Origin of the sequence: Paenibacillus sp. BGI2013, from assembly GCF_002843485.1 — a bacterium.
GTDB lineage: Bacteria > Bacillota > Bacilli > Paenibacillales > Paenibacillaceae > Paenibacillus > Paenibacillus amylolyticus.
In genome coordinates, this window is the sequence record NZ_PJFA01000003.1 from 328,908 (window position 1) to 354,908 (window position 26,001).

The window sequence follows — 26,001 nt, forward strand, 5'->3', positions numbered from 1 at the left end:
TTTTTGTCGTATAGAGAGATTGGGAGGTGATTGGTATGGGTCATACATTTGGTTTGTTCTCCAAGTCACAGAAAGGTGTATTGTTCGCCAATATGAGAGCGAAGATTGCGGACGAAAGTTACGGCAACCCCAATAACCCTGCGTATTTACCGCAGAGTCCCAATGCACCGAGGAGTGAAACGGACCGGCATGGTGAAGAAAATAATCCTATTCTGGGTGATCCAGGTTACGGTCAGATAGGACGATGGCAGACGGTTCAATTGGATGCACTGGAAAATAGTATTGATCAAATCATTGAGCAATATCTGAAAGATAAGTCGTGGTATGCGAGTGTACGATGCCGTGAAGCACTGTGGAATATGTATCGCAGGATTGAATGGTGGGTAGAACAGCAGCAGCCTCCAGATAAAACACAATATCAGCGAGTACTGCAGATGATTAAAGATTGTATTCACAAGATTCTTGAAAATGCTCAGAAGCCTGGCGGTAGTCATCATGGTGTATCATTGCCCGTCTGTCCGGCACCCTACTACCATCATTTTAGTGGGAATTACTTTAATCATTTTGATGCAACCGTATATGAGATTCCACTCTTTTCAATGAAAAAGGACGTCCCGTTCTCGAATAAATTCCCTGATTTCTTCAGATATGTATCATCGACGGAGGATCAGGAATGGGTAGCTGTCCACTCCGTAGGCCGAAATGAACAATCTGGATCAGAGATGATCTTAAAACTGGATTTAGGGCTTCTGGAGATTGGCAACTCATCCAAAATCACATTTAACTGGCGTGTGAAGCGTTATGGACAGATCAGGTTCAAGTACCTGGCTAGTGCCAAGCGCGGTAATGGCATGCTGTTCTATATTAATGGGCAGCAAGTCGGAGGTGAATGGAGCGAGAATAGCGGATGGCAGGAAGCGGCTTTTACGTTGCAGCCAGGACAGATGTACAAGTTCGACTGGTTAATTCGCAAAATGAGACCTGAAGTATGGCAGAACAATGGCATCTATATTAAGGATGTTGAAGTCGTTGAGATTGTGGATACACGTAAGCCGCCTGCACCTCTGGATATTGATCTGGATGGGGAACAAAGTGATAGTGATTGGTATGTAAAGTCATCACAAAGCATTGCACAAGCCCACTTTCAAGCTCAGTTCATTACAGATGAAGAGCGAAGTAAGACGATGAAAATGAATTTGGATAATGAATGTGATGGTACAGTTTCTTTTGCTTACTACATGGGAGTAGACAAAGAATCTTATCCAGCTAAAGATTATGAATTGTTTTTTGATGACACTTTTGAATCCAGAACTCAGCATGGAGAAAGCAGTCATGGCAGTCATGCTCAATCTTTACACGGTGTAGAGTGGAATCTCAATGAGGAATATTCCGAAACAACAGCTAATCAAGCCAAAATTGAATACGAAATTATAACAGGCCCTGAGGCGACTGTAGATTTAAAAAGTGTAGTTGAAGTCATATGTCCAACGTATGAGATTGATCATTGGGAAGCGTCGCTTTATGGTCAAGGGATTGGGAATTATCAGTGGCAGATGTCGGGCAGCCCGCCATGGGTAAGATCAGGGAATGTATTAAGACTGGATGAACCTATAGAAGGGGATATGATTGCTCAAACCCAAGTGAACTTGCAAGATGAGGGTTGGTTTTTGTTTAGTTATTCTCATCAATTACGAGCTACGGAATCGTTCGAGGTGACTGTAAATGGCATGCTTGAATACTATTCAACGATGCATAGCCAGGGGGAGCAGATACGAATTCCGCTAGAGGAAGGTTTAAACATTATCCAATTCTATATTCGAGATTATTACACTGAGCAGCCTTTCATCGATAACATAGAAAAATTATTCACGTACGGGAACAATACTGGCAATACATATCGAACAGTAACGGATTTAGGTTCGTACGTTGATGTGACACGTGGTTGGGATGTAACAGATGCAGGTGCTAGAACTGAAAAAAATGGTGATACCATTAGATATAATGCAGAGTTAAATCCTGGAGCTAAGTTTAGCATTCAAGAGCATATGCGTATCTATCCAGCGATGGACTCTTCATACGATCCAGACAAGGGGGTAACAAGAGATTTTAACGTTTTCGAAGAATTGTTTAATGAGGAAGGCAAGTATCATGAATCGTTGAGATTCTCTGGAAATTGGGTGTGGAAAAAAATTGTTAACGGCGATGGGGTCATGTGGGCACAGGGCCATGATCAGGATTTTATATGTGATTTTGAAGCGCATTTAGACAATTCGGGTTACATCTGTTGGCAATATGGAGGGCAATTTGATCCAGGAGAAAAATTGGAATTACAAATTGATGGTATCTCTGTATGGACAGGAAGTCAGTCGAATGACAGAGAAGGGACCAATTGTATGTATCCTCTACCTTCGGGGAATCATCAATTCCGATGGAGATACCGGGACGGTAAGAAATATACGCCAGGTAACGGAGATGGGGGTTCGGAAAATTCCGCTGGAACAGGTACGGGAACTGATCAGCAAGGCAGTGCAAAGAAAGATCCATATGGAGTGAAGTGTTATACAGGAGATTCAAAAACGGATAACATCCAATACGCGCAAAAATCATATGGAGGGCATTCGCCACGTGCTGCTAAGTTTGATGCAATCAATAGAGGTGAAGTTTACTCATCCTCTGGTCAAGCGTACGCTTTGGGTGTTACTAAGCAAAAATCGACAATCGTTCGTACGTTTACTGCCCCTAAGATTGGAAATTTTAATTATTCTGAATTGTTGACAGTCTATCCGGTTACCAAGAGAAGAGTCTTTGTAAAGAGAGCACTAAATAATAAGAGTGCTAAATATGATCGTGCTGAGACTATCAACAAATCAAATGGTACAGTGGACTATTACTCATTGGATGTTTCTGGTGACAACCCTCAAAGTCCTGAATATAGTTTATTTGGTCCAGATACCAAGAAAATAACTTTTGAATTCTATTGTGTTGAATCATTTGATATTAAATTCAAATATTTATGTTACCTGTTTCAAGATTCAATTCAAGCAGGGCGACTTAGGGTTGCTTATTATCCTAAAGACAAAGCAAGTCAAGAGGTAACAATTCTTGATTGTAACGATAATTATGGAGATAAAAAAGGATATAATAGCAAAAGCATTGATGAAACAAAATGGAAAAAAGCGGAAAAGTTTTCTATTCCAATTACAGTTGAGAAACCTGGGAAATATACATTAATTATAGGTCTTACTGATACTTATAATGGGCGTGAAAGAGGAAGAGAAGGTAATTACTATTACGCAGCCATCAAAGACCTTGTGGTTCGCACTGATGATCCCGATGGTGTGAATCAAAATAAACTGCTAAATCCAGTCTTAGTGGATCGAACAACTTATGTGAATGTGCAGTGGTTTGATTTAACAGACGAAAAAAACAAATTTAATCCGATTAAAATATCCGTTGAAAATGGTCAAAAAGTTAGCGATCACATTAACAGCCCATACTCATTAATACCCGGACACAAATATAAAGTGGTTTACACACTTATTAAAGATAAAACCTCAACCAACGCGACAGGTCTTGATGCAGGTGGATTTACATTAAGTGAAGGTAGTTTTTCCGAGAGATGGCCTAATTACTGTATTGATGCAAGTGGAAACATGTTCCTTGAGGGCAATTCTCCTCACCCAGGCCAAGAGCCATCGAATCCACCAGATACCACAACACCAGATGGTGGGAGTCATGCTTGGCTAGATGTTATTCGTCTATACAAGAATAACCACAGAGCGTGTTCTGGCACAAAGATTGTCATTGAAACTTTTGAGAACGGCCAATTACTACTTCCAATAAAAGAAGTAACAACTGAAGAGGACCAGATCATCTCTATTGAAGTGGAAAATACCTCAAATCAGAAAAAAAATTACGAGGTTCGTGTTCGATTCGAGCGAGGATGCCCGGGAGATGGCGCAATGATCTGGGGAGGGAAACTGAATATTGATGATATTATCAAAGTTGATCCATCCTGGGCTGAGGTGACTCACTTTGAAGTTTGGAATAATAAACCGATCTGGATGGGTGGCTGCGATAACAGTAATATGCGCGTGAAAATTACCCGCGAGGATGGAAAAGTGTTATGGGATGAAAAGTATTACGGGGATGGGTATCGTGGCTTCGAACTGAATGATCTGGCTCCCAAGCCTTATAGCAAGTATAAGGTGGAGATTACAACAGATCAGAAGGGGCAAATCAGCGATTGGACAGGAAAACGATATCTGACCACCTTCCGGGTGCATGACTTCAAAGCCTACGAAAGATGGGTGTGGGTGCCTGAGCCGTTTGATTGTCAACTGGATTTCTTCATTGACGATGAGCTTATCAAAACATTCACTCAAGAGGGTGGATACTATACATTTTCACATCCAGTGCCTAAAGGCAAACATGAGTTCAAATGGGTGTTCACCTCACTTCAGGAAGTGGGTACGCGTAGTTACGAATACGCTAATCTGGATTGGATGGAACTGACCAACTGGATCTGTGATGACGTCTATGTCATTCCTTACTGCGAAGGTGGTGGGGGAGACAAGTGTGTTGAAGCGCTTATTAAATGTTTGCTGGAAGTTTGGAAAGCAAGGCCCAAGATGTGTGTGATCGGTAAACGCATCTGGTTATTCACGTAAAGAAAGGAGGTTCTGTATGGGTGTTGCGAGATTGAAAGAGTCAGGCAGGATTTATGAGGATGCGTTCGTAAGCTCCAACCTGGATTCCAAATGGGAAGTACTCCCTAACGATGCTACTCGCTATGAAGCGGGTAGTGGCAGCCTGGTGCTCAAACATGGTCAAGATCCGCTGTATATGTTCTATAAACCTCTGACAGATATGAAGCAATTCGTCATGGATGTGAAGAACAGTTACAATCCCGATACAGAGGGATGTTACGGTGGAGTTATCGTGTTTGTAGATGAACATAACTACATGGAGATTGAAGAGTTTTTGGATATGTCCTTGCCAAAGCCTTTGCTGAAGACTTACCCGTGGATACGTTTGATTCGAGACTATAACTATTATACGGCGTATTGGTCGGATGATGGCATGATTTGGAACATCATTGGTTCTGTAGAACTGGTGGGAGCCCCTAAAATTGGTCTGTATCTGAAGGGTGAAGGGGATCACCCCATGCATATTCAGTATATTCGAATCAACAAAGGAACATCTATTACCGTAGACAATCTAACCAAAGGAACTGTGGTTGATCTAATCGATCAGAATGGTGTTGTGCTTGAGTCCAGGGTATGCCGATCTGAAGAAACGGTTGTACATTTTAACATGGATCCATATTCATATCCGTTTGAGGGCAATTTTGGGATTAGGCTTCCGGATGGAAATCGGTTTCAGGCCATGGATTCTATAAAGTTATACAGGGGAGACCTAATGTATTTTGAGGTTACACCAGATTTATATTACAAAGAATCAAATCCTGAAACAGGAGAAGATTTCGATGTGCTTCTCTATCCCAACACGGATAGGTTTCTAGGCTATTTAACGGCAGGTGGTTCTGCTACACAAGAAGTTCGAATGTTTGCCAAGAACCCCATGATATCAGGAGACTTTAAAAATGTAACCTTTGCGCTCACAAGCGGGACGGATAAAGTGCAGATTGCGCCTGATGTTGAAGGCATTCCGGGGTCTTTCAGCTACTCGATCACCGCGTTTACCATTCTACCAGGAGCGTCCTATCCATTCTGGCTGCGAATGGAAAGGGAAGAATCTCAAGACAGGTATGCTTCCCAGGTCAAATTTTCGCTACAGATGTATTCGACATACATATGACTTATTAGTATTGGAGTAATTACGTATAGATCATGTAAGGCATGAATGGAGGTGGTCAAATGTCAGTAAGAATTAACCAGTCTCATCGATCATCCGCCAAGAGTCATAAGGAATTAAGTGATATTGGGGTCCGTACGCATGATGAGATTGATTCCTATCTTGCAGAGTTGGATGAAGCCAGAGGGAATGCGCTTAGTCTAGGTGATCGAATCACACTCGTAGAAGAATCTGCACACGATAGCCGAGACGCAGTAAAAAATCATGAGCAGAGATTAGGCGATGTCGAGACTAAGGTTATTTCAAACAGCTCACGATTGGATGATGTTCAGCAGGATATTGTGACGGCAAGAGCAGATGTCAATACTATTTCCAAGAGTCAGGATGACCATGAAAAGAGATTGAGTCTTGCGGAGACGGAGATAAAAGAAGCACGTGGAGCAGAGGCATCCATAGATCATCGATTTGACACGTTGGAGAAAGCGATTGAAGTTGTAGTGAAGCAACCCATTCAGGATCTCAGTGTTACCAACCCCACGTACCTAGATGCAAATAACAGTGTCCAAGTTACGATTAATGCAGGACGAGCCAGTATCAACAAGGTTATTGTGGATCAGTTTTCTCAGACATTCAGCATTTCAGACATTGAAGCCAATACGACATATTATATTTTTCTTCATGAAAATGGGGAGTACACTTATAGCTCAGATCAAAAAGAGCCCAAGGATGCCATGATCATAGGTGGACTCGATGTTGGAGTTTCTCCAACAACTTCACTCACGGCTTTGGATTTCAGGTATTTCTTAACAAAGGGTTCTGTTGAAAATGACATGTCTGCATTGGGAATTCGTGTAGATGATCTGGAAAAAAACGTTGGTGAGCAAACCACAACAATTGCTACACATCATACGGCGATCAAAGCGATGGAAGTCCAATTAGAAGCAACTGCTAAAGAAGTTGTGGCTTCAAAAAAAGATAAAAATGGAGTAGTCTATGATGCTCTCAAGGACAGACTCGACAACATGCAGAGTCGTCTTGAACTCGCTGAGAGTCAAGGCACTATGGAGCATCAATCCGTATTCCATTTTACTTCTGCTCCTAACAGCAGGTTGTCGATGTCTAGAGATTTTCAAGTGCCCAGATATGTGATTGGTTCAAATTCTGCAGAGGTATTTCTGGATGGAATACGCATGGATGCAGGAGACGATTACATTGAATATAATGATACGCTTATACGGTTTACTTTTGATGTGCCCAAGGAAGCCCGAGTAACTGTCATTGGTCGTGGGTCAATTATTAACACCACTTCGGTAACCGAATATACCTATTATCCAGATGGAAAAGTGCATACGGAGAAGATTGATGGAGGGATCAACCGGACCATTGAGCACTTCTATAGCCCGGATGGAAATCTGGAACGACAGGAGGTTACTGAGAGTAACGGACAGATCAAGTCCATTGAGTATCAGCGTGACATTACGGGTAGAGTACTGCGCGAAATCAACAATGGTGCAGAGTATTATGTGCTTCAAGGAGGTGCTACCTTCGATGACACGGACATCCGGAGGAGACTTGTCTTTCTTGAAGGAAGTACACTTGAGCTGGATGTCATATATAACTACTTCTCTAATGGTGACATTGAGTCAGAAGAAGTGTTCTCATTAGATTTGACTCCACAGCTATTGAAGAAAACATCGTTTACTTACAATGCAGATGGTACCGTTAAGACTGAGACCTTGATCTATGACGGCCAAGGAGTTCAGAAGGGATTTGAATATGATGCTAGCGGTAACATCAAACAAGTAAAAATTAGAAAGGTTGTGATTTGACGTGACGAGGACCGTGCAGGATGTGAAGTTTGCACTACATACCATCATGGATAAATTAGTGGGCAATCACTTAGAGCCATTCAGTACAGAGGAAATTGAAATTCTAATCTTTGCTTTTGAAAGCAATATTCTGTTTGATAATGTGGCTCATAAGTTTCTGCCTTCACTTAAAGGGCTACCTGAAATTCATGAGGCTGCTAGTGGTGTGGAGACAGAGGATGGAGCTGGGGACAAAGAGCAGTCTTATCAAGAGAATTTCATAACAGAGAGAAGTGACATGGTGAAAACAGTCTTGTTAACCGTACTTAAAGAGAACATCTTTCACGAAATGAAAATCCGATTTGGTGCTTAAGGAGGTGGGATAGTTGGCTGAAAATATTTTGTTAGGTGCCCTGCGTCGCTATGAGTTTTATTCTTATTCTTCTAATTTGATTGCAGAGCTTTACAAAACAGTTAGTCAAGATTTATATGGGGATATACATTGGAACTGGACTTATGAACCATCTAATGAATATTCAATTCCAAGGAGTTGGACTCATCCTAGTAGGAGTGATGCAAATCTGGGCACTCTTACGGCTCAAAATATAAAAGATCCAAGTATGTTCTTCACAATTAGTATGAATGTTTCTAGGTTCTATACACCCAATTACAGCAGAGATTGCACTAGGAGTTATATGCTTAGAACAGGTTTGAGAAATAATGGTTCGATTGTGAAACCTGATCTTTATACCAATGTAGGAGCTGTAACCGAAATTCCTCTGAATACTTGTATTAACGAAGCGTATTCAAATTTATCTAATGCTCCTAATGTTTACTGGAAGTGGACTCTATTCACTAATTTTAATTACATCTATTTATTTGGTGAGGCACAAAATTACATTGGCGATGCAGCCTATCCTGTTAGATTATATCTTGGCAGAATGAAGCCTTTTGAGGAAGAAGATCCACTTGTGGCAAATGACTTTGTGGGAATTTTTGGTCATTATCCAGTTGGGATGAATATTGCTGGTGTTGAATTGAAGCATAATACAGGCAGAGGCTACGTGAGGACATCAAGAAATGGTACAAGTAATGCGTTATATCATTTCTCAACGAGTTCTCAAGTTCCTTCTCCGGGTTTAGGTGGAAGGTACTTTATCTCTCCTTTTTATGTCTGGCATGGAACGGAAGGAGTAAGGGGAGAGTTCTTCGGTATACGTACTGCCGTACTAAGAAATTCGAGTATGTACCCGGATGGTTCAATTCTTGACCTGGGGGATGAGCGCTATTATGTATTCCATGTGAATGTTCAGCAGCATCCGGCAACTCATCAGGGATTTTTTGCAACTAATGGAGCTTACTACAATGGTCAACCCTACTTCTTCGATTCAGCGTTACTTCTCGGTGGCGGACAACGGGTGCTGCTATTCGAGATCGAGAAGGAGGTGTAGTGCATGACCATGATTCGCAGACACGAGTTTACCAGTACGCTAAGCTTATTTACTTCAACGCTTGTTAACACATTGAAAGATGCACTCGATCCTTACTGGGATACCATACATACGGCCGAAACGACTTATGCCAACTGGGGCAATGCGCTGCTTACCAATAAAAAAAATACATCCATGCGTTTTACCATGTGTGTATGGGCGCACGCCAGAGGAGTCAACATTCGCTGGGGACTGAAGAACCTGGGAAGCAATGTGGCATCACCAGATCTATTCGTAAATTCGCCAGTGGACACAGATAAATTCATGACGGAAACGCCATTTTTGTGTCATAACGTACAGTATAATGTGAACTATAAGTGGTCTGTAATTACGAATGAGGATATCCTGTTTATCCATGGAGAGAGTCTGAACTATCCGGAAAGAGCTTACCCGGTACGAATATTCCTAGGTAAATGCCAGCCATTAGAGCAAGAGGACCCGGCGATTGCCAATAAATTTTATGGCGTTTTTCCACATATGCCTTTATCCGCTTCGGATAACAACATATCAGATCAATATGATACACCGAGAGGTGTCGTGATGACTTCACGGAATGGAACGGAGTACGCACTGTACAATTTTGGGACAGAGTCCATCCCTTCTCCAGGTGTAGGTTCAAGATACTATGTTACACCTTTTATGGTCTATCATCCATCTGAAGGAGCTAGGGGTGAATTCAAGGGTATGCGTTCCATTGTATTTAAAAACAGTGCGCAGCACCCGGACGGATCGATCCTCGATCTTGGCAATGATGGCAAGTATTACGTGTTTCATGTCGTAGATCAGGATTATCCGAATACAGACTATGGACGTTATTACTACAATTCGAACCTAGCTCCTGTGTATTCAAGGCCGAAGTTCTTCCATGGTGCCAGACTGCTTGGTGGTGGACAAAGAGCGTTACTTTTCCAAATATAGGAGGTGTTTATGAGGAATGGTTAATTTCACAGGCAAAGTTAAGATGAATGAATTATTCGCGAATATTGTTCAAGGTTTTAAAACGATTGCGGGATCTCCCTGGTCCGTATTTTACGAGACAGCGAGTGTGATCGTGCTCAAATCAGTGGGAACAACAGGTTCAGATAAACTGTTCTTCAGACTTGAGGTTGGAAACACGAAGGGAACTACGGGAAACAAATTGACCGTGAGTGTGGCTGAAGATGTGATGGCAACAGATGGTAGTATTCCTTTGGGCAGAGCCGAAGTGAATAAGGACTTCCTATGTCATACAAGTGCCGTTGATACGAATCTATTAATCGATTACCAAGTTTCAGTACAACCAAACCGGATTATTATTTATTTGCAGGGGGATGTGAACTCGGTTACCGGTATATCCAATCTGGGTTACTTCGGAATTCTGAACAGGTATGCCACAGAGACAGATTCCTCGAGTTTGAGTGTTGGCCTCAGCTACAACGGGGATAATGGTATTCGGACGTTGCGTGATAAAGATAAACAGATGGTGAATAACATTTATGATGCTTACTCTGCCATGCTTCCTGTTAATCCAGGGTGGGGGTCTCTTTATCATCTTGCTCCAGTTATTATGTGTAATGGTGTGGAAGGCCCTAGAGGCGAACTTATTGATATCTATGCGGTACCTTCTGCTGGGGTTTCCCATGGAGATGAGATCAAAGTGGGCACTAAAACATATAAGGTATACTCGCTGTCGATTGGTGGACAGAGCTTTTTATCAGGCGCTACGGTTGCTGTCCTGATGAATTAAGGTGGTGATGGACATGGCTATACATCAAGGGAAAGTTGTAGGGACCGCCGAGAGCGGTTCTCTCTATACCCAGAGTAAGGCGGCAGTTCTCCATGGCATTGGATACGATCTTGATGCTGTTCCGGTCACCATTGAAGGTAAGGAAATAGTCTATTCATTAGGAACGTTATCCACTACGGCTGAATTAATTGACATCTACCGTTGGGGTACATGGAGGATGCTGGACAACCATAATGATCAATTGATTGGATACGTTACGGATAAGTATATTTATGGGCCACGAACCAGAGTGGGAGTTCCTAATGAAAAAAATATGATACTCAAGCATAAATTTTTGACCCAGTCCAGTGGAGTAGGTTTAATTCGTGATACCATAAGAGGCCTCAAAGTGAAACAAAATTATGCGGGGCTCGATTGGTGTATTAAGGTCAAGATTCCTGTCCAGCAGGCTGGGTTAGTGGGGAAAACGTGGGGGGATTGGTCCTACAGCGGAAGTGGAAACACATCTGATAGTCATCTTCGTCCACGACGGTATCCGGATACACATATTCCTAGAAGGAGGGAAGGCTCTTGAACAGGACATGGAAACTGATGGAGGAGATGAGAAAAGTGCTATTGCCGGTATCGTTTGCCCAAAGAGTAGAGTATGTTGGCGGTGGGGCGAAGGCAATGATTGATATTCCCATGGAACATCCTCGATTCATGATCAAAACGATTAGGGTCATTCCGTCCAGAGAGACGAATGTGGAAGTTCATGTTTTGAACAGTGCGGGTCCACATCCAGAGGTTCTCTATTTCAACAATGCCCAATACTCGACGGGAAATTTTATGGAAGGGATTTACGATATGATTGATTTGCCATATGAGGACGTAGATGGGACTTCAACACTTCACTTGTCGTTAAAAAATCTGGGTACAGATGTTGCCAACTTCGATATTGAGGTCGTTGGTTTGACTACAAGGTGAGAGGAGGACCACCACATGGATATTGTTTCATACAGCAAAGCTGCCAAAGTAGAACGTGAAGTTAAACAAGCCAGGGATTCTTATGCCTCACTTGATGGCAGACTGGACGCAGTGTCAGTAGGAAACGTGGTCTCGGTCAGACTGAAAACAGAACTTCCAACCGTAGGTGAAGCAGGAAGATTATATCTGGTACGCCAAGACTCAAGCAATCAAAATGAATCAACGACCTATACATACAGCGGTGGGAAATATGTAAAGGTGGGTGGTGATCGAGTTTCGAACCATCCTGAGAATGGAACGATTAATCTTAATGGTACCAAAACGGTGATCTATAGCCATCCGGATACACACAGTGCTGATATGTTAACAGATGGAAGTCATAACGTTATCATGACTCTGAACGAACGTGAAAAGTTGTCCAACATCGAGCTTGAGGCCAATTATTACACACATCCTGACACACATAGTGCCGATATGATCAGCGATGGAGAAACACATGTGAGCATGACTTGGGGTGAACGAAAACGCCTGAATGTCATTGATCCGTGGGAATCGATCAGCGATTTGGTAGATTATACAGATGTAGTTACATATTTTGCTTTTGACATGCAGGGAAGAGTTATTCGACAAGTCGTTACAGACAACTACACCGAGCAGCTTGTTAGAGAACCTGTACTTACCATGCCGGCTTCTCCAGAAGGTTATGCACAGGATGATTCCTTCTTGGTCATTTCGATTGGTGAGATATATCGATATGATGGTCTAGACTTCGTGCAGCTTCCTACTTTGGTTGATGTCATCTATCAGTATGATGATGAGGGAAGATTGGTGGCCAAGTCCATCATCAGGTTGGGAACAACACCTGTTCAAACTAACTTCCAATATATATATGACTCATACGGCAATCGTATAGCGGTTAAGAAATACTAATACGGAAGGATAGCATATGCTGTCCTTTTTTCCTTTTAACAACGAAATAATTTATGAAATCCACATCTACATTGAAGATTAGCATTAACAATTACCTGATCAAGACGTATAGAGAAAGTAGTATGAGAACGTAATTATTCCGGGAGGTAGTGTACGATGAATATTGAACTTACTGCTCATTTCTATTTCAAGGGAAGTGGGAAGAAAAAAACGGTGAACTGGATGGAAGATAATCCTAGATTACAACAGAAAGAGAAAGATTCGGATAAGGTCGTACGCGAAATCCCGTTAACTTCGGATGAGGTTAAGCAAGAATATCGCCGACTTTTCACCAAACACAAGAACGAGGGGAAATCGATTACGTTGGAAGATACAGACGATGTGGTTCATATCATTGATCTTACTGATGTGCGAAATATTGAATTGACCTCTAAGGAGGGGAATACAGATGCTGTACAGGCTGACCTTTGCACTGAATGATGAGGAAATTGTCACTACGGAGATGACCTCGGATAAGGAGGATCTGGTTGGAGCAACGGAAGAAGCGTTCGATTTGATCGAAAGAGACTACGGTGCCAATGTCGTTTTAAACCTGGTTGCGTTTAGCCTGCTCAAAATAGAGCTCACCAATGAAATGATAAATTAAGCGTATAAGCTAACTAATGTTAGCTTTTCAGCACCAAGTGCTAGTTTATTTGAATAATTATAAAATATAGTTAATAAAGTGATATACCCCAAGCCTAGTTCTGGGGTCTATTCCTTTTTCATGAAAAGTTGAGAGTGACATGATTTAATGCATCCATTGAAACTTGTCTTGTACAAGCAGTTTTGATTAAACTAGGTTGAATTCATATGTTCAGGGGCAGTAGAAGGGGTCAGGATGATTGGCAAGGAGGGATGGGACATTGAGATAAAAGACTTGGAAAGAGAGCTCGCAAAGTTGGCATCCAGAATAAGAAAAGATTTTACTGAGCGCGGGCCGGTAGATACCAGAGTCTCTATCATGAATCATTTTATCATCTTAAAGTTTACAGCAAAATTTACCAAGCCTGAAGCATTCATGCTGGAACATATGCAATCACACTCAAGTCAAATTTTCGCCGAATACAAGATGAAGCTAGCACATATGATGAGAGAAGATTTCAACCCCGTTTTCTCCTATATCAACATGGGTCTGAAGATCGAAGACATCGAAACAACATTTTTTGGTCATGATTTTGCAGAGCAGATTACAGTCTTCAAGATGAACAAGGATGTTGAAGTGCTGCTGAAAAATGATGAGATTAACATGCCTTAAGACCTATTAACTAACGTTTGAATACTGGACAGGTTCTTAGGAACTAATTTTGTTGTTGACAATATCCTACATATTTCCTTATACTACCCTTATGGCGATCGAATAGATTAATAATCTTGACGAAGCCTATAACCTTGTTAAAGAACTTGAAGGCCATATCTTCGGTAATTGGGACGAAATAGATGTCAGACCAAGACCGACACATTCCACCATTTTGGTATTTTCCAGTGGTGCGCTCTGTGTTGGTCTTTTTGTTTGTAAAAAATGCTGCTTTACCTTTCACTGTATACTTCGTATATAGTCAGTAAAAGGCATATAAGCGAACGAAATAAATAAATGTTGCGAACATTAGTTCGCATTTGTTATTCTGAATGTAATAGGATGGGAATGGGGAGGCGGATCAAAGGGAGATTTCTTGATTGTTTGTGTGTAATTAGGCTCATTAGCTTCAATTGTGTGTAACAAGACTACATATGGTATATGAGATTTCGGGAGCAAAAGCGGGAAGGTAGAGTAAGATCATGCTGGATAGCGACTAGATTGTGAAGAAAGAATACGATTACTGATAATTAAATAGTTAATGGGGGAAATGAATAATGTCTGCTACAACTGCTATGGGTTTTGATGATTTATTTGAGATTGGGGATATAGACATGTTCCTGAACAAAGCTCAGGAGAAGTGTCGTCACAAGCTTAGAGGTAAAACGTTTGCCGGGATGGAGAAAGAAGATGTGACCCAGGAGATTATGATCAAATTAGTTAATTCCCTGGACAAGTATGATGCAGAAAAGGCCAAAATGTCGACGTTTGTTGATCATCTTATCGAAAATAAAATTAAGGACATGTACCGCAAGTGCATGTCTGAGAAAAATCTGAGTGTGGTTAACGCTGTACAGATCATGTGCACGGATCAGGGTGGTGGCGATGAATCGGAAAGCTCAGACATCGCATTAGCGCTTGGTCATGCTGGGTTTGCTTATGAGAATTTTGAGTTTGTAACAGATATTATGGAAAATATGAGGCTGAACGAACGAGAGAAACAAATCTTTAAGCTTCGGACTTCGGGGTATGAATTTGTAGAGATTGCAGGAATGCTAGGTGTATCCAAGGCACGTATATCCCAGTTATGGAAAGCGATTCGTGAGAAATACGAAGCATTGTAGTCATAAGTGGCAATTAATAGCCTAAGTTTGATGAAGATAGATTCAGTAACCTACATAGAACAGAGAGAGCACCCTTAACTGGGTGCTTTTTTATGTCGTATAGAGAGATTAGTACAGAAAGAAAGGCGGAACAAGGATGCTTAGTGTGGTGGTTTTAGGATTTTCTGTGGAACGTCTAGAGGGGTATTCGGATATCGCTTGGGCAAGTCATGATTCTTCGACAGCTTCTGATTTAAGCAACAGGGAGTATGCCTTGATCATTGAGAAAGTAGTGTTACAGGCTGATGCTGTCTTGGTTAATCTGGATATGGATCATTTGACCTCTACTGATATTGTGATCATGCATCATGCGTATATACATAAAAAACCGATCTTGAGTGTAGGTTTCAGGCCATTGGAGCCTGTCATCGAAGATTTTGTCTCCAAACGAGTGGCTGATCTGGACGTGGCTGTACACCATATGCGGACGAACTATATGGTCCTAAGCAGCGGAACCAATACTTCATCTGCGGCTCCAATTTAACTGCCGCTCCGATAACACGTATAGAGAATGTAAGGGCAAGCATATTCGCGAGACTTTAACTAATGGAGGAATAATTCAATGACACATATGATCAAAGCAAAAGATGATAAATTAACGGAAGAAATCGTATCCAGTATGATTGGAAAGTATATCCACGCGCCGACCAATATGCATGAAATCCAGACGCCAACTGGCGCAACAACAAAAGCGAACGTATGGTTTGCTGGTCGTGTAGCTGGTTACGAAAAAGCCATTATTGGATTCAACTACGAAGAGGGTACCTTCCATGAAGAACTACAAACATTTTATAACGTTCATTTAACGGATGGTATGGGGTACATTCTGACAAGTGCTTACGAATTGGAGATTCATGAACTGACCGAAGAGGAGTTTAATCAACTCATTGAAGAGAAAAAGGAAGAGGAACAAGACTCATCTGGTGAAGAGCAATGAAGGTGTTAAACTACGCCTCGGATTTAGCTGTAAAAACGTTTGTGTCCGCTAGCGCTGCAGGTGTGGAAGAATTAATCAACGCATGGATGTTATCCAAGCCGCACACGTTCGTCACCGGACTGGAGTTTACCTCCACCGTTGAACCAACCAGTAAGACGTTGGAATTTGCCGCAATCATTGTATATCAGCCAAGTGAACAAGACCAATCCTAACTTAGGTATGAGATTATTCCTTCTATAATATAGAGGCTTTCAGTAAGGAGGTGGGCGAATCTGTTGCTCACTTTAGAAAGAGTAATAGGTATTGTTGTTGCGGTGGTGGTATTAGCTTCACAATACCAAGCAACGGAAGCAGAGCAGGTAAAGCCAATAAAACTAATGAAGCAAGAAAAACAACAAAAACAAGTTAAATCGGTTGCTCCTGCGCACATACAAATGACGGATATGCTTGAACAGTATATAGAACTCCACCATGAGAAAACAGTGAGCCGGGCAAAGCTGCTGAAGTATGTGAGGTGGGTAGTTCAATATTCGAAGGATACGGATATCGATTCCGTCTGGATTCTGGCTATGATGTGGCAAGAGAGCAGGATGTTAGAGGAAAGTGTATCATCCCATGGAGCGATTGGTTTACTTCAGATTCTTCCGAGCACAGCGAAATCGTATGGAGTGAGTAAACAGGAGCTACATCAGCCTGAAACGAATATCAGGACAAGCATTATATACTTTGAATATCTTATGCATAAGTACGACGGAAATCTTCGTACAGCAACCATTGCGTACAATCAGGGAGAGGGCAATGTAGATAAGGGAAAGGCTCGCCCCTGGTACTACAATCAAGTGAAGGAACATCATAACAAGATGCTTGGAATAATCAAAAAAGGTCAATAGACATCAGTTAACAATAGAGTTTGAATACTATAATATCGGTTATCAATTTTACATAGGGAGATCCAAATGGGAAAATTTCCAGAACATATTAGCACGAATTTGCAGGTAGATAAGAAGCACTACACAATGGATGACGTAGAAAATATTGAACGTTGTAAGCTCGATGAGCATTTCCTCGGGGATTGTATTTTGGTCAATGAGAACTTGATTTGGCATTCTGTTCATAAGTATATTGGAAAGCCCGAAATGATTATTAAGAATCATTGTGTGGAGAAGGATGATATTCTTCAACTGGGCCGTCTGGGATTCATCAAAGCGGTTAAAGCATTTGATACGGGGCGTGGCGTAAAATTCAGTTCGTTTAGTGTTACTGCGATTGTCAGAGAAATCAGATGTTTTCTGAGAGATAGTGCAAGCATTATTCGTCCAACTCGCACAGCTACGGAATTAATTAACCGAATCAATCGACTTGAGCACGATATGGGCTACCTCCCACCAGCACATGAAATCGCATTGTTGCTTGATGAGGAAGAAGAGAAGATCAATAAAGCACTTCAAGTGGGTAAAGGTGTGAAATACCTGGATGAGCCTGTAGGTGCTGATGATCAACAAACTCAATCCGTGACGTTGATGGATACCATCTATAGCGGGGAGAATATTGAAGAAGATATTTTGGACAAGTTATACGTTGATGCGGTTATTGATTCGGTCAAGCGCAAGCTTAGTGAGAAAGAAGTGACTGTACTGAAGCATCGTGTTGAAGGGTTTAATCAAACCCAGACCGCAGATATGGAAGACATTAGCCAGATGAGAGTCTCTAGAATTATGCGAAAAGTAGCTAAAATGCTGGATAAAAAGGATCAGGCTTGATTGTCGTCTAAGCTAAGCACTTCATATCTTATATAATGTCTCATACATAACGTCCCTCCCGCATCCAAGCGTGAGGGATTTTTGCTGTTTTTGCCCTATGGGACATACTCCAAGTTGTCCGGACATAAGATAGTACAAGATTCCAAGTGACCCGGAGGAATGAATTGATGCGAAAAATAACGAAAGTCATTGCATGCATGCTTATCCCTGTCTTCTTGCTGTCTTCATTAGGGGCAACTCAAGCCCAGGCAACGATTCAAGGTCCGTCTACACATGCGCAAAGCGCTGCTCTCATTGATGTCACATCAGGCAGGATCTTATACAGCAAGGATGGGGATAAAGAACTGCGAATTGCCAGCTTGACCAAAATCATGACAGCGATCGTAGCGATCGAACACAGCAAGCTGGATGATAAAGTGAAAGTGTCTCCCACGGCTTTTGCCAAAGAAGGATCTTCTCTCTATCTCAAGTTAGGTGAAGAGATGACGCTTGAAAACATGTTGTACGGGCTAATGCTTCGTTCAGGCAATGATGCGGCCTCTGCGATCGCAGAACATGTCGGTGGATCGGAAGAAGGCTTTGTCCTGTTAATGAACAAAAAGGCGGAGCAAATCGGTCTGACGCATTCTCATTTTATGAACCCTCATGGACTGGATGCAGAAGGTCACTATTCTACAGCCAATGACTTGGCCCGATTAACGGCATATGCATTGCACAATCCGGTGTTCAAACGAATCGTAGCCACGGAGGACAAATCCGCACCGAACCCCAATGAAAGCTGGGAATACTCTTGGCACAATAAAAATAAAATGCTGCGGATGTATGAAGGTGCGGATGGAGTGAAAACCGGCTACACAAAAAAAGCTTTCAGATGTTTGGTCAGTTCCGCTACACGTAATGGACAGCAGCTCGCCGCGGTAACGCTGAACGACGGAAACGATTGGAACGATCATGCTCGGATGCTTGATTTTGGGTTTGAATACTTCCCGTTGGTAGAGGTCGCGAAGCAAGAACAGCCTGTGCAAAATACAGATGTCGTTACGGGTCGGGGATTCTGGTACCCACTGGCTAAAAGTGAACAAGGCTCATTGACTAAGAAATTGATCCTACACGAAAATCGAGGACAGTCGGAAACGGAAGGCAAGGAACAATCGACAGATCCTTCGTTCGGATTGGCAGGTCGCATTGATATGCAGCTTGACGGCAAACTTGTGGGCTCAATTCCCGTGTATCGCAAAGGCAGTTATATTCCTCCTGAACCGAAGACAGAAGATGCAACGCTGGGTGGAATCGGTGATGTCTCTTCCTGGGCAGCTGCATGGCGCGCCGTGTTAAGCCATCTGTTGTCTCCTTAGCTAAATCGCCATTGAAGGGAGGATATAATCCATGATTAATCTAATTTGGCTGCTCATGATTTTAATCGGATTTGTTTTTGCAGCCGTCAACGGCAATATCGAAGTGGTCACGCAAGCCGCTTTTGATGGGGCGGCAACGGGAGTCACGGTCTGTTTTGGACTGATTAGTGTGCTTGTGTTCTGGATGGGCATGATGAAAATGGCTGAAGATGCGGGTCTCCTGGCTCGGATTGCCAAGCTGCTCGGTCCGGTTGTGGGCTTCCTGTTCCCGGATGTGCCCAAAAATCATCCGGCGATGGGTTATATTCTCTCCAATATGAGTGCCAATTTGCTGGGACTAGGAAATGCGGCTACACCGATGGGAATCAAAGCCATGCAACAGCTGCAGGAGCTTAATCCGGACAAACAAACCGCTTCTCCTGCGATGTGCACCTTACTGGCTCTGAATACGGCTAGCATTACCATTATTCCGACAACGCTGATCGCCATCCGCTTAAACTATCATTCCGCCAATGCAACAGAGATTGTGGGAACAACATTGATGGCTACCATTATCGCTACACTTGCTGCTATAATCGCCGATCGCTGGTATCGAAACAGGGCTTTACACAAACCGCCGCGCATACAGAAAAGTGGCAATCCCGGCATGAAAGGATGAGCACCTTTGTTAACCTTCATCAACTGGATTTCCGTCTGGGCCATCCCGGTTATTATCGCGTTTGTTCCATTATATGCGTTTACCAAAAAGGTCCCGGTTTACGAATCCTTTGTTGATGGGGCCAAGGATGGTTTCTCCACTGCAATCAGTATTATTCCGCATCTCGTGGGCATGATGGTCGCAATCAGCGTATTTCGTGCCTCGGGTGCACTGGATTTTGTGATTAGTCTGTTTGCTCCGCTGGTGTCCTGGATGGGTGTTCCAGGCGAAGTGTTGCCACTCGGAATACTGCGTCCTTTAACGGGGACTGGCTCTCTGGCGTTTACAACCGATCTGATCAAAACCCATGGCCCTGACTCCATGATTGGACGTATGGCATCTACGATTCAGGGGAGTACAGACACCACGTTATATGTGCTGACTGTTTATTTTGGGGCTGTAGGCATACGGAACGGTCGATATGCACTCAAAGTAGGGTTGTTTTCCGATGTCGTTGGTTTTATTGCTGCGCTCGCCATTTGTTTGCTCGTTTTTGGTTAAAAGATATCTCCTTTCCTTCCGATATATTAGATATGCTAGAATAATAGCGGAGGAGAGTGAGACATGCAGAAGAGTTGGAAACGAATGCTCCGTGTCGGAATGTCAGGCGTGCTTGCTATTGCAATGCTCGCAGGGTCAACGGGGCTGGCGGCAGCTCAAGCCGTTCAGACGATACATTTTACAGGTTACTTCGATAAACAGCTGCGTGCACAAATGGCAGTCACAGCGGATTCTTTTCCAGTCGTGAATGTACGTTTGGTTAAGCAGGATGAACCCGATATGGTATATTATGATGTTGGTACCTCAATATTGATCTCAAAGGATGAAGTACTCACGAATTATCATGTCGTTCAGAGTTTTGCTGAACTGTCTGATGGTGATGAAGGTACACTGACTGTTGCGAGTCCGGGTTCCTTGGGTAAGCCTGTAAAGGCAAAAATTATTAAGACAGACCCGGTGACAGATATGGCACTGCTGAAGCTGGACAAGGAAATAGATGCCCAACCGGTCACATTTACAAACGCAAGGGATAACCAGGTCGTCTATACGATTGGATTCCCCAAAAATCCTGCTGGTGATCTTGTCATCCTGGATGAAGATTTTCCTTCTACCTTCAATACGATAGCCAAAAGCAGAGTGTTTAGTTCCCAAGCTTTGGACGTTCCAGGTAAAAAGGGAATTGGCAGTATTGTGAAATCCATGGCCCAAGGTAATTCAGGTGGCCCTGTTCTGGATCAGAACAACCGGGTCATTGGTATGATGACATTTGTGTACGGTGGACGTACCTATTATATTACTTCCAAGACATTGCAGACTTTCATTAAAGAGAGTACCACACCTGCCAAAAAACAGGTTGCAGTTGCCGGCAAAGTTTCCAATTAAATGATTTGAGGAAAAGGCTTATCTTTACGCCATCTGTGTTCAACAGGTCGTGTAAAGGTAGGCTTTTTTTTGCGGCAATCTGGGGGAGGAAGGTAGCCAGAAATGGATATTCGTGTCTCCAGTTTACAAAATCCATGGATTATCCTTGTGATTTCCTTGCGTGATGGGTATCATTAGTGTGAGGTGACATGACAAACATGGAAAGATTACAAAAAATTATCGCACAGGCAGGCATTGCATCCCGCCGCAAGAGCGAGGAACTAATCCTGTCCGGCAAAGTAGAAGTTAACGGGGAGGTCGTAACCGAACTGGGTACAAAAGCGAACCCCGAAGAGGATATGATTACGGTTAATGGAAAACCGATCCGTAGTGAGAAAAAAGTGTACTTGATGTTAAACAAGCCAAAAGGCGTAATCACAAGTGCATCTGACCCGGAAGGTCGGAAAATTGTATCCGACTACCTGAAAGGTGTCAAGGAACGCGTATATCCTGTAGGTCGTCTGGATTATGACACAGAGGGCTTATTGATCCTTACCAATGATGGTGAGTTTGCACATTTGCTGACGCATCCTAAGCATCACGTACCCAAAACGTATCATGCAACGGTTAAAGGTGTGCCACATGGTACAGCTTTGGAGAAATTAAAGACAGGCATTATGCTGGATGACGGCATGACTGCTCCTGCAGAGGTAGAGTACAAAGATGTGGATACAGCGGCTAATGAGTCGGTCATTTCCATTACGATCTATGAAGGACGTAACCGTCAGGTTAGACGTATGTTCGAGGCAATCAACCATCCGGTAACCCGCCTGAAACGGATTTCGTTTGGTGGTATTTTGCTACAAAACCTGAAACGTGGTCTGACACGTCATCTGACCAAAGAGGAAGTCAACAACCTGATTACCCTCGCACAATCAGAGCCAGCCAAAAAAATGAAAAAAAGGTAATGTGAGGACACATAATTTTCATAAAACCGCCGCAGTTTTGTGACGAAATTCGCTATAATTGTTCATAGGATGTTCACAGTTGTCTTATACCAATAAGATGCGAATGCTACAGTCACTTAAAAGGGGAGCAGCACATGGGGAAATCAAGAAGAACGGTGCAAATCGTCATTTTGTTATTGATCCTGGTGTTGGGCGGATATGCGATTACCACATCGGTATCCGGCTCGAATGGCAAGCCAAAGGAAGGGGACAAATCTCCTTCTTTTGAACTGCTGGGCCTGGATGGTCAAGTTCATACGTCTGATGAGTACAAAGGAAAAGCGATGGTGATCAATTTCTGGGGCACATGGTGTGAACCTTGTGTTAAAGAAATGCCTGCACTTCAGGCGCAAGCTGACAAATGGAAGGACCAGGGAGTACAATTTGTCGGGATTAATGTTGGAGAAGACCAGATGACCGTGGATAATTTTGTACGGCAGGTTGGCGTTACGTTTCCAATCATGCTTGACCGGGACAAAAACTCGGTTCGTGATTTTGGGATCTCTCCCATGCCAACGACATTTTTTGTATCCGACACGGGCAAAATCTCTACCATTCATATCGGGCAACTTGATTTGGACACACTTGACGCTCAAATTTCGCAACTGGCGAAGCAGCCCTGACAGGAGGTCTATTCGTGTTCCAAAATACCAAATGTGAGTGCGGACACCAGAATCCGGTAGGCACTGTACTATGTGAAGCATGTGGGAAACCGCTGCTGGAGTCTGAAGCTAAATCGGATGAAGTGTTGGAAATGCGTTATGATGGCATGGCGCGCCGTTCACAGCGTAGTAATCCTAATATCATTGACCGCATATGGAACTTTTTTTCTTCCGTTAAAATTGCCGTCTATATGATTGTTTTTACGCTTGTAGGTTCTATGCTTGGCACGATCTATCCGCAAGAAAGTACATTTCTGAATATCGATCCCTCCGTGTACTACAAAGAAACATACGGTCAGTTGGGTCATATCTATTATCTGTTGGGTTTATCCCATACATATGAATCCTGGTGGTTTATTCTACTGCTGGTGCTGATTGGGGCATCATTGGTGATATGCAGTCTGGATCGCGTCCTACCGCTCTACAAAGCACTGAATAAACAGAGAATACGTAAGCATACGCAATTTTTGACAAGACAGCGTCTCGTGTACCAAGGTACCATCGAAGAGGCACCAGAAGACTGGATTAAGAAAGCGGTTACGCCGTTGAAAAAGAAAGGATACCGCGTGCACACCCAGGGGGATGCATTACTCGCCGAGAAACAGCGATTCAGTCGATGGGGCCCATATGTCATCCATATTGGACTCATTATATTTTTGCTGGCGGTGCTCGCACGAGGTCTTCCAGGTCTGAATTTGGACGAGCACGTCGCTTTTCCTGAAGGTGAGATCAAAAAGATCCCGAATACATCGATGTATCTGCAAAATGAACAGTTTAATGTTGAATTCTACAGTGAGGACGAAGTACCCGAGCAATTCCGTAACCTGAACAAGACCGTTCCAAAACTGTTCGAAACAAAAGTTGTTTTGTATGAATGTACAGCAGATTGTTCGGATCTCTCGAAGAAACCTCAGTTAGCTGAGGTAGCCAGACATGATGTACGCGTGAATCATCCATTGAATTATAACGGTCTGAAAGCATATCAGTTTGATTATGATCTAACACCCACCATTCGGTCCGTAACGCCTGATCTGGTCAATACAAAGACGGGTGAAGTATATGGGCCAATTAAGATCGATATGGTAGATACCCAAAGAACATTTGAAGCTGGTCCTTATAAGCTCACGGTAAAAGAAAAGTTTATGGACTTTGGATTGGATGAGAATGGTCAGCCCAAATCAAAATCGCCTTCACCTAATGCACCTGCTTTTCTCTTTCTCATCAAGGGACCGGATCTGCCCGAAGAGGGGATACAATATCTGTACTTTGCGAAGCAGATTGATAAACAACGGTTTCAACAGGATGCAATTAACCAACAGCTGATTGGAGCTGAGATTCCTTTACAGCTGGAAGTAGACAGCATGGACAAGGTCGATATTATTCAGTCCGTAAGTTATCTCAATATAAGAGTGGATAAGGCAATGCCTTTTGTGTGGGTAGGAGCCGGTATTGTTATGTTGGGTCTGGTCATGGGTTTTTATTGGCATCATCGCCGCATCTGGATTCGTTTTGATGATAAACAGCTCACCTTGGGTGGACATACCAACAAAAACTGGTTTGGCTTCAGGCGTGAAGTTGCGGCCGTCTTGAAACAGATGAATTTGGAAGTGGAAGAGAAGTCGTTGGATAACGGGGGGAATCAGGCATGAGATTATTGGATTTCAGCAGCGACGCATTTATCGTATCTTTCTTTCTCTATTGTGCTGCATTCTTGTTATATGCTGTCGCGGTCATGGGCAAAAAATGGAGTAATCGTGATCCTCTGGACCATATGAATCGCTGGGGTAAAAGAGCTTTTATCGCTTCGACTGTCGCCTTGGCGGCGCATTTCGTATTTTTTGTAACCCGATGGGCTGGGGCAGGACATATCCCGGTTAGTAACATGTATGAGTTCATGTCTTTTCTGTCCATGATGATTATGGTTGCATTTATTGTTGTATATGCCATATACCGCAAGTCATTACTGGGTTTGTTTGCGTTACCACTTACCATTATTATTATGGCGTATGCCGCTGTATTTCCTCAGGAGGTACAGCCATTAATCCCGGCGCTTCAGTCCATCTGGCTGAAAATTCACGTGACGTTGGCCGCGCTTGGTGAAGCATTCTTCGCCGTGGGTTTTGCCGCAGGGTTCATGTATTTGCTCCGTACTGTTGATTTCAGTGGTAAAGACAAGTCTTCAAGACGTCAACGAGGATGGGTTGAATTCACCCTAGTTACGATCGTTGTAGTCATCGGATTCATAGGAACGGTATTTGCCTTTCGTACAGCTGGTTACGAGGCGGTTTTTGTACAGAAAACGGTCAGCATTGACACAGAGGTACAGGAAAATAGTACAATAGAGAAAGTGATTTATCGCATGCCTCCGATTTTTGCACCATATAATAGCGAAGTGGAGAGCATGACACCGTTTCTTGGCATGAAAAAACCTTTACTTGAGACGCCTTCCTGGATGAACGGGGTAAATGCCGGGCGCAAGCTGAATACGGTGGTTTGGTCACTTATTGTAGGTCTGATCCTGTATGGAATTGTACGACTTCTTGTGCGCAGACCACTTGGACAAGCGTTACAGCCAATGATGGATGGAATCGATGCTGATGATCTGGATGAGATAAGTTATCGCGCGATTGCCATTGGTTTTCCGATATTTACGCTGGGAGCATTAATTTTTGCCATGATCTGGGCTCAGATTGCCTGGAGTCGCTTTTGGGGTTGGGACCCCAAAGAGGTGTGGGCATTGATTACATGGCTATATTATAGTGTGTATCTGCATTTGCGTTTATCCAGAGGTTGGCAAGGTCAGAAGTCTGCATGGCTTGCAGTTCTTGGCTTCCTGGTGGTTATGTTTACGCTGGTTGGAGTGAATCTGATCATTGCCGGATTACATTCTTATGCTGGAGCTGACTAGGACAGACTCGTATTGCAAAGGTTGAGTTTAGAAGCGGGAAACACAAATGTACCTTTTTATTGAAGGGTATTCAAATA

General features: G+C 43.0%; 27 protein-coding genes. All 27 read left to right on the forward strand.

What is annotated here, in order from left to right; translation table 11 throughout:
• The first annotated feature begins 35 nt into the window (after window positions 1–35).
• On the forward strand, window positions 36–4,670 hold the full coding sequence (locus CXK86_RS08840; protein WP_076251171.1) for a hypothetical protein: 4,635 nt from the start codon (window positions 36–38) through the stop codon (window positions 4,668–4,670).
• Between the two features lie 16 nt (window positions 4,671–4,686).
• Complete coding sequence (locus CXK86_RS08845) at window positions 4,687–5,820, forward strand: hypothetical protein (protein WP_076251173.1); 1,134 nt, start codon at window positions 4,687–4,689, stop codon at window positions 5,818–5,820.
• 59 nt (window positions 5,821–5,879) lie between these two features.
• The gene (locus CXK86_RS08850) at window positions 5,880–7,646 is read left to right on the forward strand and encodes a hypothetical protein (protein ID WP_076251175.1); all 1,767 of its coding nucleotides are present in this window, start codon (window positions 5,880–5,882) and stop codon (window positions 7,644–7,646) included.
• Window positions 7,647–7,692: 46 nt separating this feature from the next.
• Entirely contained in the window at window positions 7,693–7,998 is a 306-nt protein-coding gene (locus CXK86_RS08855; protein ID WP_179087859.1) for a hypothetical protein, read from the forward strand.
• 13 nt (window positions 7,999–8,011) lie between these two features.
• On the forward strand, window positions 8,012–9,076 hold the full coding sequence (locus tag CXK86_RS08860) for a hypothetical protein (protein WP_143781244.1): 1,065 nt from the start codon (window positions 8,012–8,014) through the stop codon (window positions 9,074–9,076).
• Window positions 9,077–9,079: 3 nt separating this feature from the next.
• Entirely contained in the window at window positions 9,080–10,033 is a 954-nt protein-coding gene (locus CXK86_RS08865) for a hypothetical protein (protein WP_076251177.1), read from the forward strand.
• A 16-nt stretch (window positions 10,034–10,049) separates the two neighbouring features.
• A complete protein-coding gene (locus CXK86_RS08870; RefSeq protein ID WP_076251178.1) occupies window positions 10,050–10,841 on the forward strand; it encodes a hypothetical protein in 792 nt (263 codons plus the stop codon).
• Between the two features lie 13 nt (window positions 10,842–10,854).
• Window positions 10,855–11,415 carry a hypothetical protein gene (locus CXK86_RS08875; RefSeq protein ID WP_076251180.1) on the forward strand — a complete coding sequence of 187 codons (561 nt, stop codon included), beginning with the start codon at window positions 10,855–10,857 and terminating at the stop codon, window positions 11,413–11,415.
• Entirely contained in the window at window positions 11,412–11,807 is a 396-nt protein-coding gene (locus CXK86_RS08880; RefSeq protein ID WP_036672279.1) for a hypothetical protein, read from the forward strand. Before CXK86_RS08875 ends, CXK86_RS08880 begins: the two co-directional genes overlap by 4 nt.
• A gap of 15 nt (window positions 11,808–11,822) precedes the next feature.
• Window positions 11,823–12,737, forward strand: a complete 915-nt coding sequence (locus CXK86_RS08885) for a hypothetical protein (protein ID WP_076251182.1) — start codon at window positions 11,823–11,825, stop codon at window positions 12,735–12,737.
• Window positions 12,738–12,893: 156 nt separating this feature from the next.
• A complete protein-coding gene (locus tag CXK86_RS08890; protein WP_101313626.1) occupies window positions 12,894–13,217 on the forward strand; it encodes a hypothetical protein in 324 nt (107 codons plus the stop codon).
• Window positions 13,186–13,383, forward strand: a complete 198-nt coding sequence (locus CXK86_RS08895; RefSeq protein WP_076251186.1) for a hypothetical protein — start codon at window positions 13,186–13,188, stop codon at window positions 13,381–13,383. The genes CXK86_RS08890 and CXK86_RS08895 overlap by 32 nt, the downstream gene beginning before the upstream one ends.
• Window positions 13,384–13,617: 234 nt before the next feature.
• Entirely contained in the window at window positions 13,618–14,034 is a 417-nt protein-coding gene (locus CXK86_RS08900) for a Na-translocating system protein MpsC family protein (protein WP_036607758.1), read from the forward strand.
• Between the two features lie 596 nt (window positions 14,035–14,630).
• Window positions 14,631–15,197: a sigma-70 family RNA polymerase sigma factor gene (locus CXK86_RS08910; protein WP_051447053.1), complete on the forward strand. Its 567-nt coding sequence runs from the start codon at window positions 14,631–14,633 to the stop codon at window positions 15,195–15,197.
• A 136-nt stretch (window positions 15,198–15,333) separates the two neighbouring features.
• Window positions 15,334–15,720 carry a hypothetical protein gene (locus tag CXK86_RS08915; protein WP_076251188.1) on the forward strand — a complete coding sequence of 129 codons (387 nt, stop codon included), beginning with the start codon at window positions 15,334–15,336 and terminating at the stop codon, window positions 15,718–15,720.
• Between the two features lie 78 nt (window positions 15,721–15,798).
• Window positions 15,799–16,173 (forward strand): hypothetical protein, encoded by a 375-nt coding sequence (locus tag CXK86_RS08920; RefSeq protein ID WP_051447052.1) that lies wholly within the window; start codon window positions 15,799–15,801, stop codon window positions 16,171–16,173.
• The gene (locus tag CXK86_RS08925) at window positions 16,170–16,385 is read left to right on the forward strand and encodes a hypothetical protein (RefSeq protein WP_076251190.1); all 216 of its coding nucleotides are present in this window, start codon (window positions 16,170–16,172) and stop codon (window positions 16,383–16,385) included. Before CXK86_RS08920 ends, CXK86_RS08925 begins: the two co-directional genes overlap by 4 nt.
• Before the next feature lie 63 nt (window positions 16,386–16,448).
• On the forward strand, window positions 16,449–17,063 hold the full coding sequence (locus tag CXK86_RS08930; protein WP_076251192.1) for a lytic transglycosylase domain-containing protein: 615 nt from the start codon (window positions 16,449–16,451) through the stop codon (window positions 17,061–17,063).
• A 66-nt stretch (window positions 17,064–17,129) separates the two neighbouring features.
• The gene (locus tag CXK86_RS08935) at window positions 17,130–17,933 is read left to right on the forward strand and encodes a sigma-70 family RNA polymerase sigma factor (protein WP_076251194.1); all 804 of its coding nucleotides are present in this window, start codon (window positions 17,130–17,132) and stop codon (window positions 17,931–17,933) included.
• 167 nt (window positions 17,934–18,100) lie between these two features.
• Entirely contained in the window at window positions 18,101–19,288 is a 1,188-nt protein-coding gene (locus CXK86_RS08940; protein ID WP_076251196.1) for a D-alanyl-D-alanine carboxypeptidase family protein, read from the forward strand.
• A 31-nt stretch (window positions 19,289–19,319) separates the two neighbouring features.
• Entirely contained in the window at window positions 19,320–19,946 is a 627-nt protein-coding gene (locus CXK86_RS08945; RefSeq protein WP_036607746.1) for a nucleoside recognition domain-containing protein, read from the forward strand.
• A 6-nt stretch (window positions 19,947–19,952) separates the two neighbouring features.
• Window positions 19,953–20,486 carry a spore maturation protein gene (locus CXK86_RS08950; RefSeq protein WP_017687658.1) on the forward strand — a complete coding sequence of 178 codons (534 nt, stop codon included), beginning with the start codon at window positions 19,953–19,955 and terminating at the stop codon, window positions 20,484–20,486.
• Window positions 20,487–20,549: 63 nt separating this feature from the next.
• On the forward strand, window positions 20,550–21,368 hold the full coding sequence (locus tag CXK86_RS08955; protein ID WP_076251197.1) for a S1 family peptidase: 819 nt from the start codon (window positions 20,550–20,552) through the stop codon (window positions 21,366–21,368).
• A 197-nt stretch (window positions 21,369–21,565) separates the two neighbouring features.
• The gene (locus CXK86_RS08960; protein WP_036607741.1) at window positions 21,566–22,315 is read left to right on the forward strand and encodes a pseudouridine synthase; all 750 of its coding nucleotides are present in this window, start codon (window positions 21,566–21,568) and stop codon (window positions 22,313–22,315) included.
• A gap of 134 nt (window positions 22,316–22,449) precedes the next feature.
• A complete protein-coding gene (locus CXK86_RS08965; protein ID WP_036607739.1) occupies window positions 22,450–22,977 on the forward strand; it encodes a redoxin family protein in 528 nt (175 codons plus the stop codon).
• 14 nt (window positions 22,978–22,991) lie between these two features.
• Window positions 22,992–24,665, forward strand: coding sequence for a cytochrome c biogenesis protein ResB (resB, locus tag CXK86_RS08970; protein ID WP_036607737.1), 1,674 nt, complete (start codon window positions 22,992–22,994; stop codon window positions 24,663–24,665).
• Window positions 24,662–25,924, forward strand: a complete 1,263-nt coding sequence (ccsA, locus tag CXK86_RS08975) for a cytochrome c biogenesis protein CcsA (protein ID WP_036672251.1) — start codon at window positions 24,662–24,664, stop codon at window positions 25,922–25,924. Before resB ends, ccsA begins: the two co-directional genes overlap by 4 nt.
• Window positions 25,925–26,001: the final 77 nt, after the last annotated feature.

Excerpts from the sequence above, each read along its gene's own strand:
- CXK86_RS08840 (WP_076251171.1), top strand. The coding sequence starts at position 36 with ATGGGTCATACATTTGGTTTGTTCTCCAAGTCACAGAAAGGTGTATTG.
- CXK86_RS08845 (WP_076251173.1), top strand. The coding sequence starts at position 4,687 with ATGGGTGTTGCGAGATTGAAAGAGTCAGGCAGGATTTATGAGGATGCG.
- CXK86_RS08850 (WP_076251175.1), top strand. The coding sequence starts at position 5,880 with ATGTCAGTAAGAATTAACCAGTCTCATCGATCATCCGCCAAGAGTCAT.
- CXK86_RS08855 (WP_179087859.1), top strand. The coding sequence starts at position 7,693 with ATGGATAAATTAGTGGGCAATCACTTAGAGCCATTCAGTACAGAGGAA.
- CXK86_RS08865 (WP_076251177.1), top strand. The coding sequence starts at position 9,080 with ATGACCATGATTCGCAGACACGAGTTTACCAGTACGCTAAGCTTATTT.
- CXK86_RS08870 (WP_076251178.1), top strand. The coding sequence starts at position 10,050 with ATGGTTAATTTCACAGGCAAAGTTAAGATGAATGAATTATTCGCGAAT.
- CXK86_RS08875 (WP_076251180.1), top strand. The coding sequence starts at position 10,855 with ATGGCTATACATCAAGGGAAAGTTGTAGGGACCGCCGAGAGCGGTTCT.
- CXK86_RS08885 (WP_076251182.1), top strand. The coding sequence starts at position 11,823 with ATGGATATTGTTTCATACAGCAAAGCTGCCAAAGTAGAACGTGAAGTT.
- CXK86_RS08890 (WP_101313626.1), top strand. The coding sequence starts at position 12,894 with ATGAATATTGAACTTACTGCTCATTTCTATTTCAAGGGAAGTGGGAAG.
- CXK86_RS08895 (WP_076251186.1), top strand. The coding sequence starts at position 13,186 with ATGCTGTACAGGCTGACCTTTGCACTGAATGATGAGGAAATTGTCACT.
- CXK86_RS08900 (WP_036607758.1), top strand. The coding sequence starts at position 13,618 with ATGATTGGCAAGGAGGGATGGGACATTGAGATAAAAGACTTGGAAAGA.
- CXK86_RS08910 (WP_051447053.1), top strand. The coding sequence starts at position 14,631 with ATGTCTGCTACAACTGCTATGGGTTTTGATGATTTATTTGAGATTGGG.
- CXK86_RS08915 (WP_076251188.1), top strand. The coding sequence starts at position 15,334 with ATGCTTAGTGTGGTGGTTTTAGGATTTTCTGTGGAACGTCTAGAGGGG.
- CXK86_RS08920 (WP_051447052.1), top strand. The coding sequence starts at position 15,799 with ATGACACATATGATCAAAGCAAAAGATGATAAATTAACGGAAGAAATC.
- CXK86_RS08925 (WP_076251190.1), top strand. The coding sequence starts at position 16,170 with ATGAAGGTGTTAAACTACGCCTCGGATTTAGCTGTAAAAACGTTTGTG.
- CXK86_RS08935 (WP_076251194.1), top strand. The coding sequence starts at position 17,130 with ATGGGAAAATTTCCAGAACATATTAGCACGAATTTGCAGGTAGATAAG.
- CXK86_RS08940 (WP_076251196.1), top strand. The coding sequence starts at position 18,101 with ATGCGAAAAATAACGAAAGTCATTGCATGCATGCTTATCCCTGTCTTC.
- CXK86_RS08945 (WP_036607746.1), top strand. The coding sequence starts at position 19,320 with ATGATTAATCTAATTTGGCTGCTCATGATTTTAATCGGATTTGTTTTT.
- CXK86_RS08955 (WP_076251197.1), top strand. The coding sequence starts at position 20,550 with ATGCAGAAGAGTTGGAAACGAATGCTCCGTGTCGGAATGTCAGGCGTG.
- CXK86_RS08960 (WP_036607741.1), top strand. The coding sequence starts at position 21,566 with ATGGAAAGATTACAAAAAATTATCGCACAGGCAGGCATTGCATCCCGC.
- CXK86_RS08965 (WP_036607739.1), top strand. The coding sequence starts at position 22,450 with ATGGGGAAATCAAGAAGAACGGTGCAAATCGTCATTTTGTTATTGATC.
- ccsA (WP_036672251.1), top strand. The coding sequence starts at position 24,662 with ATGAGATTATTGGATTTCAGCAGCGACGCATTTATCGTATCTTTCTTT.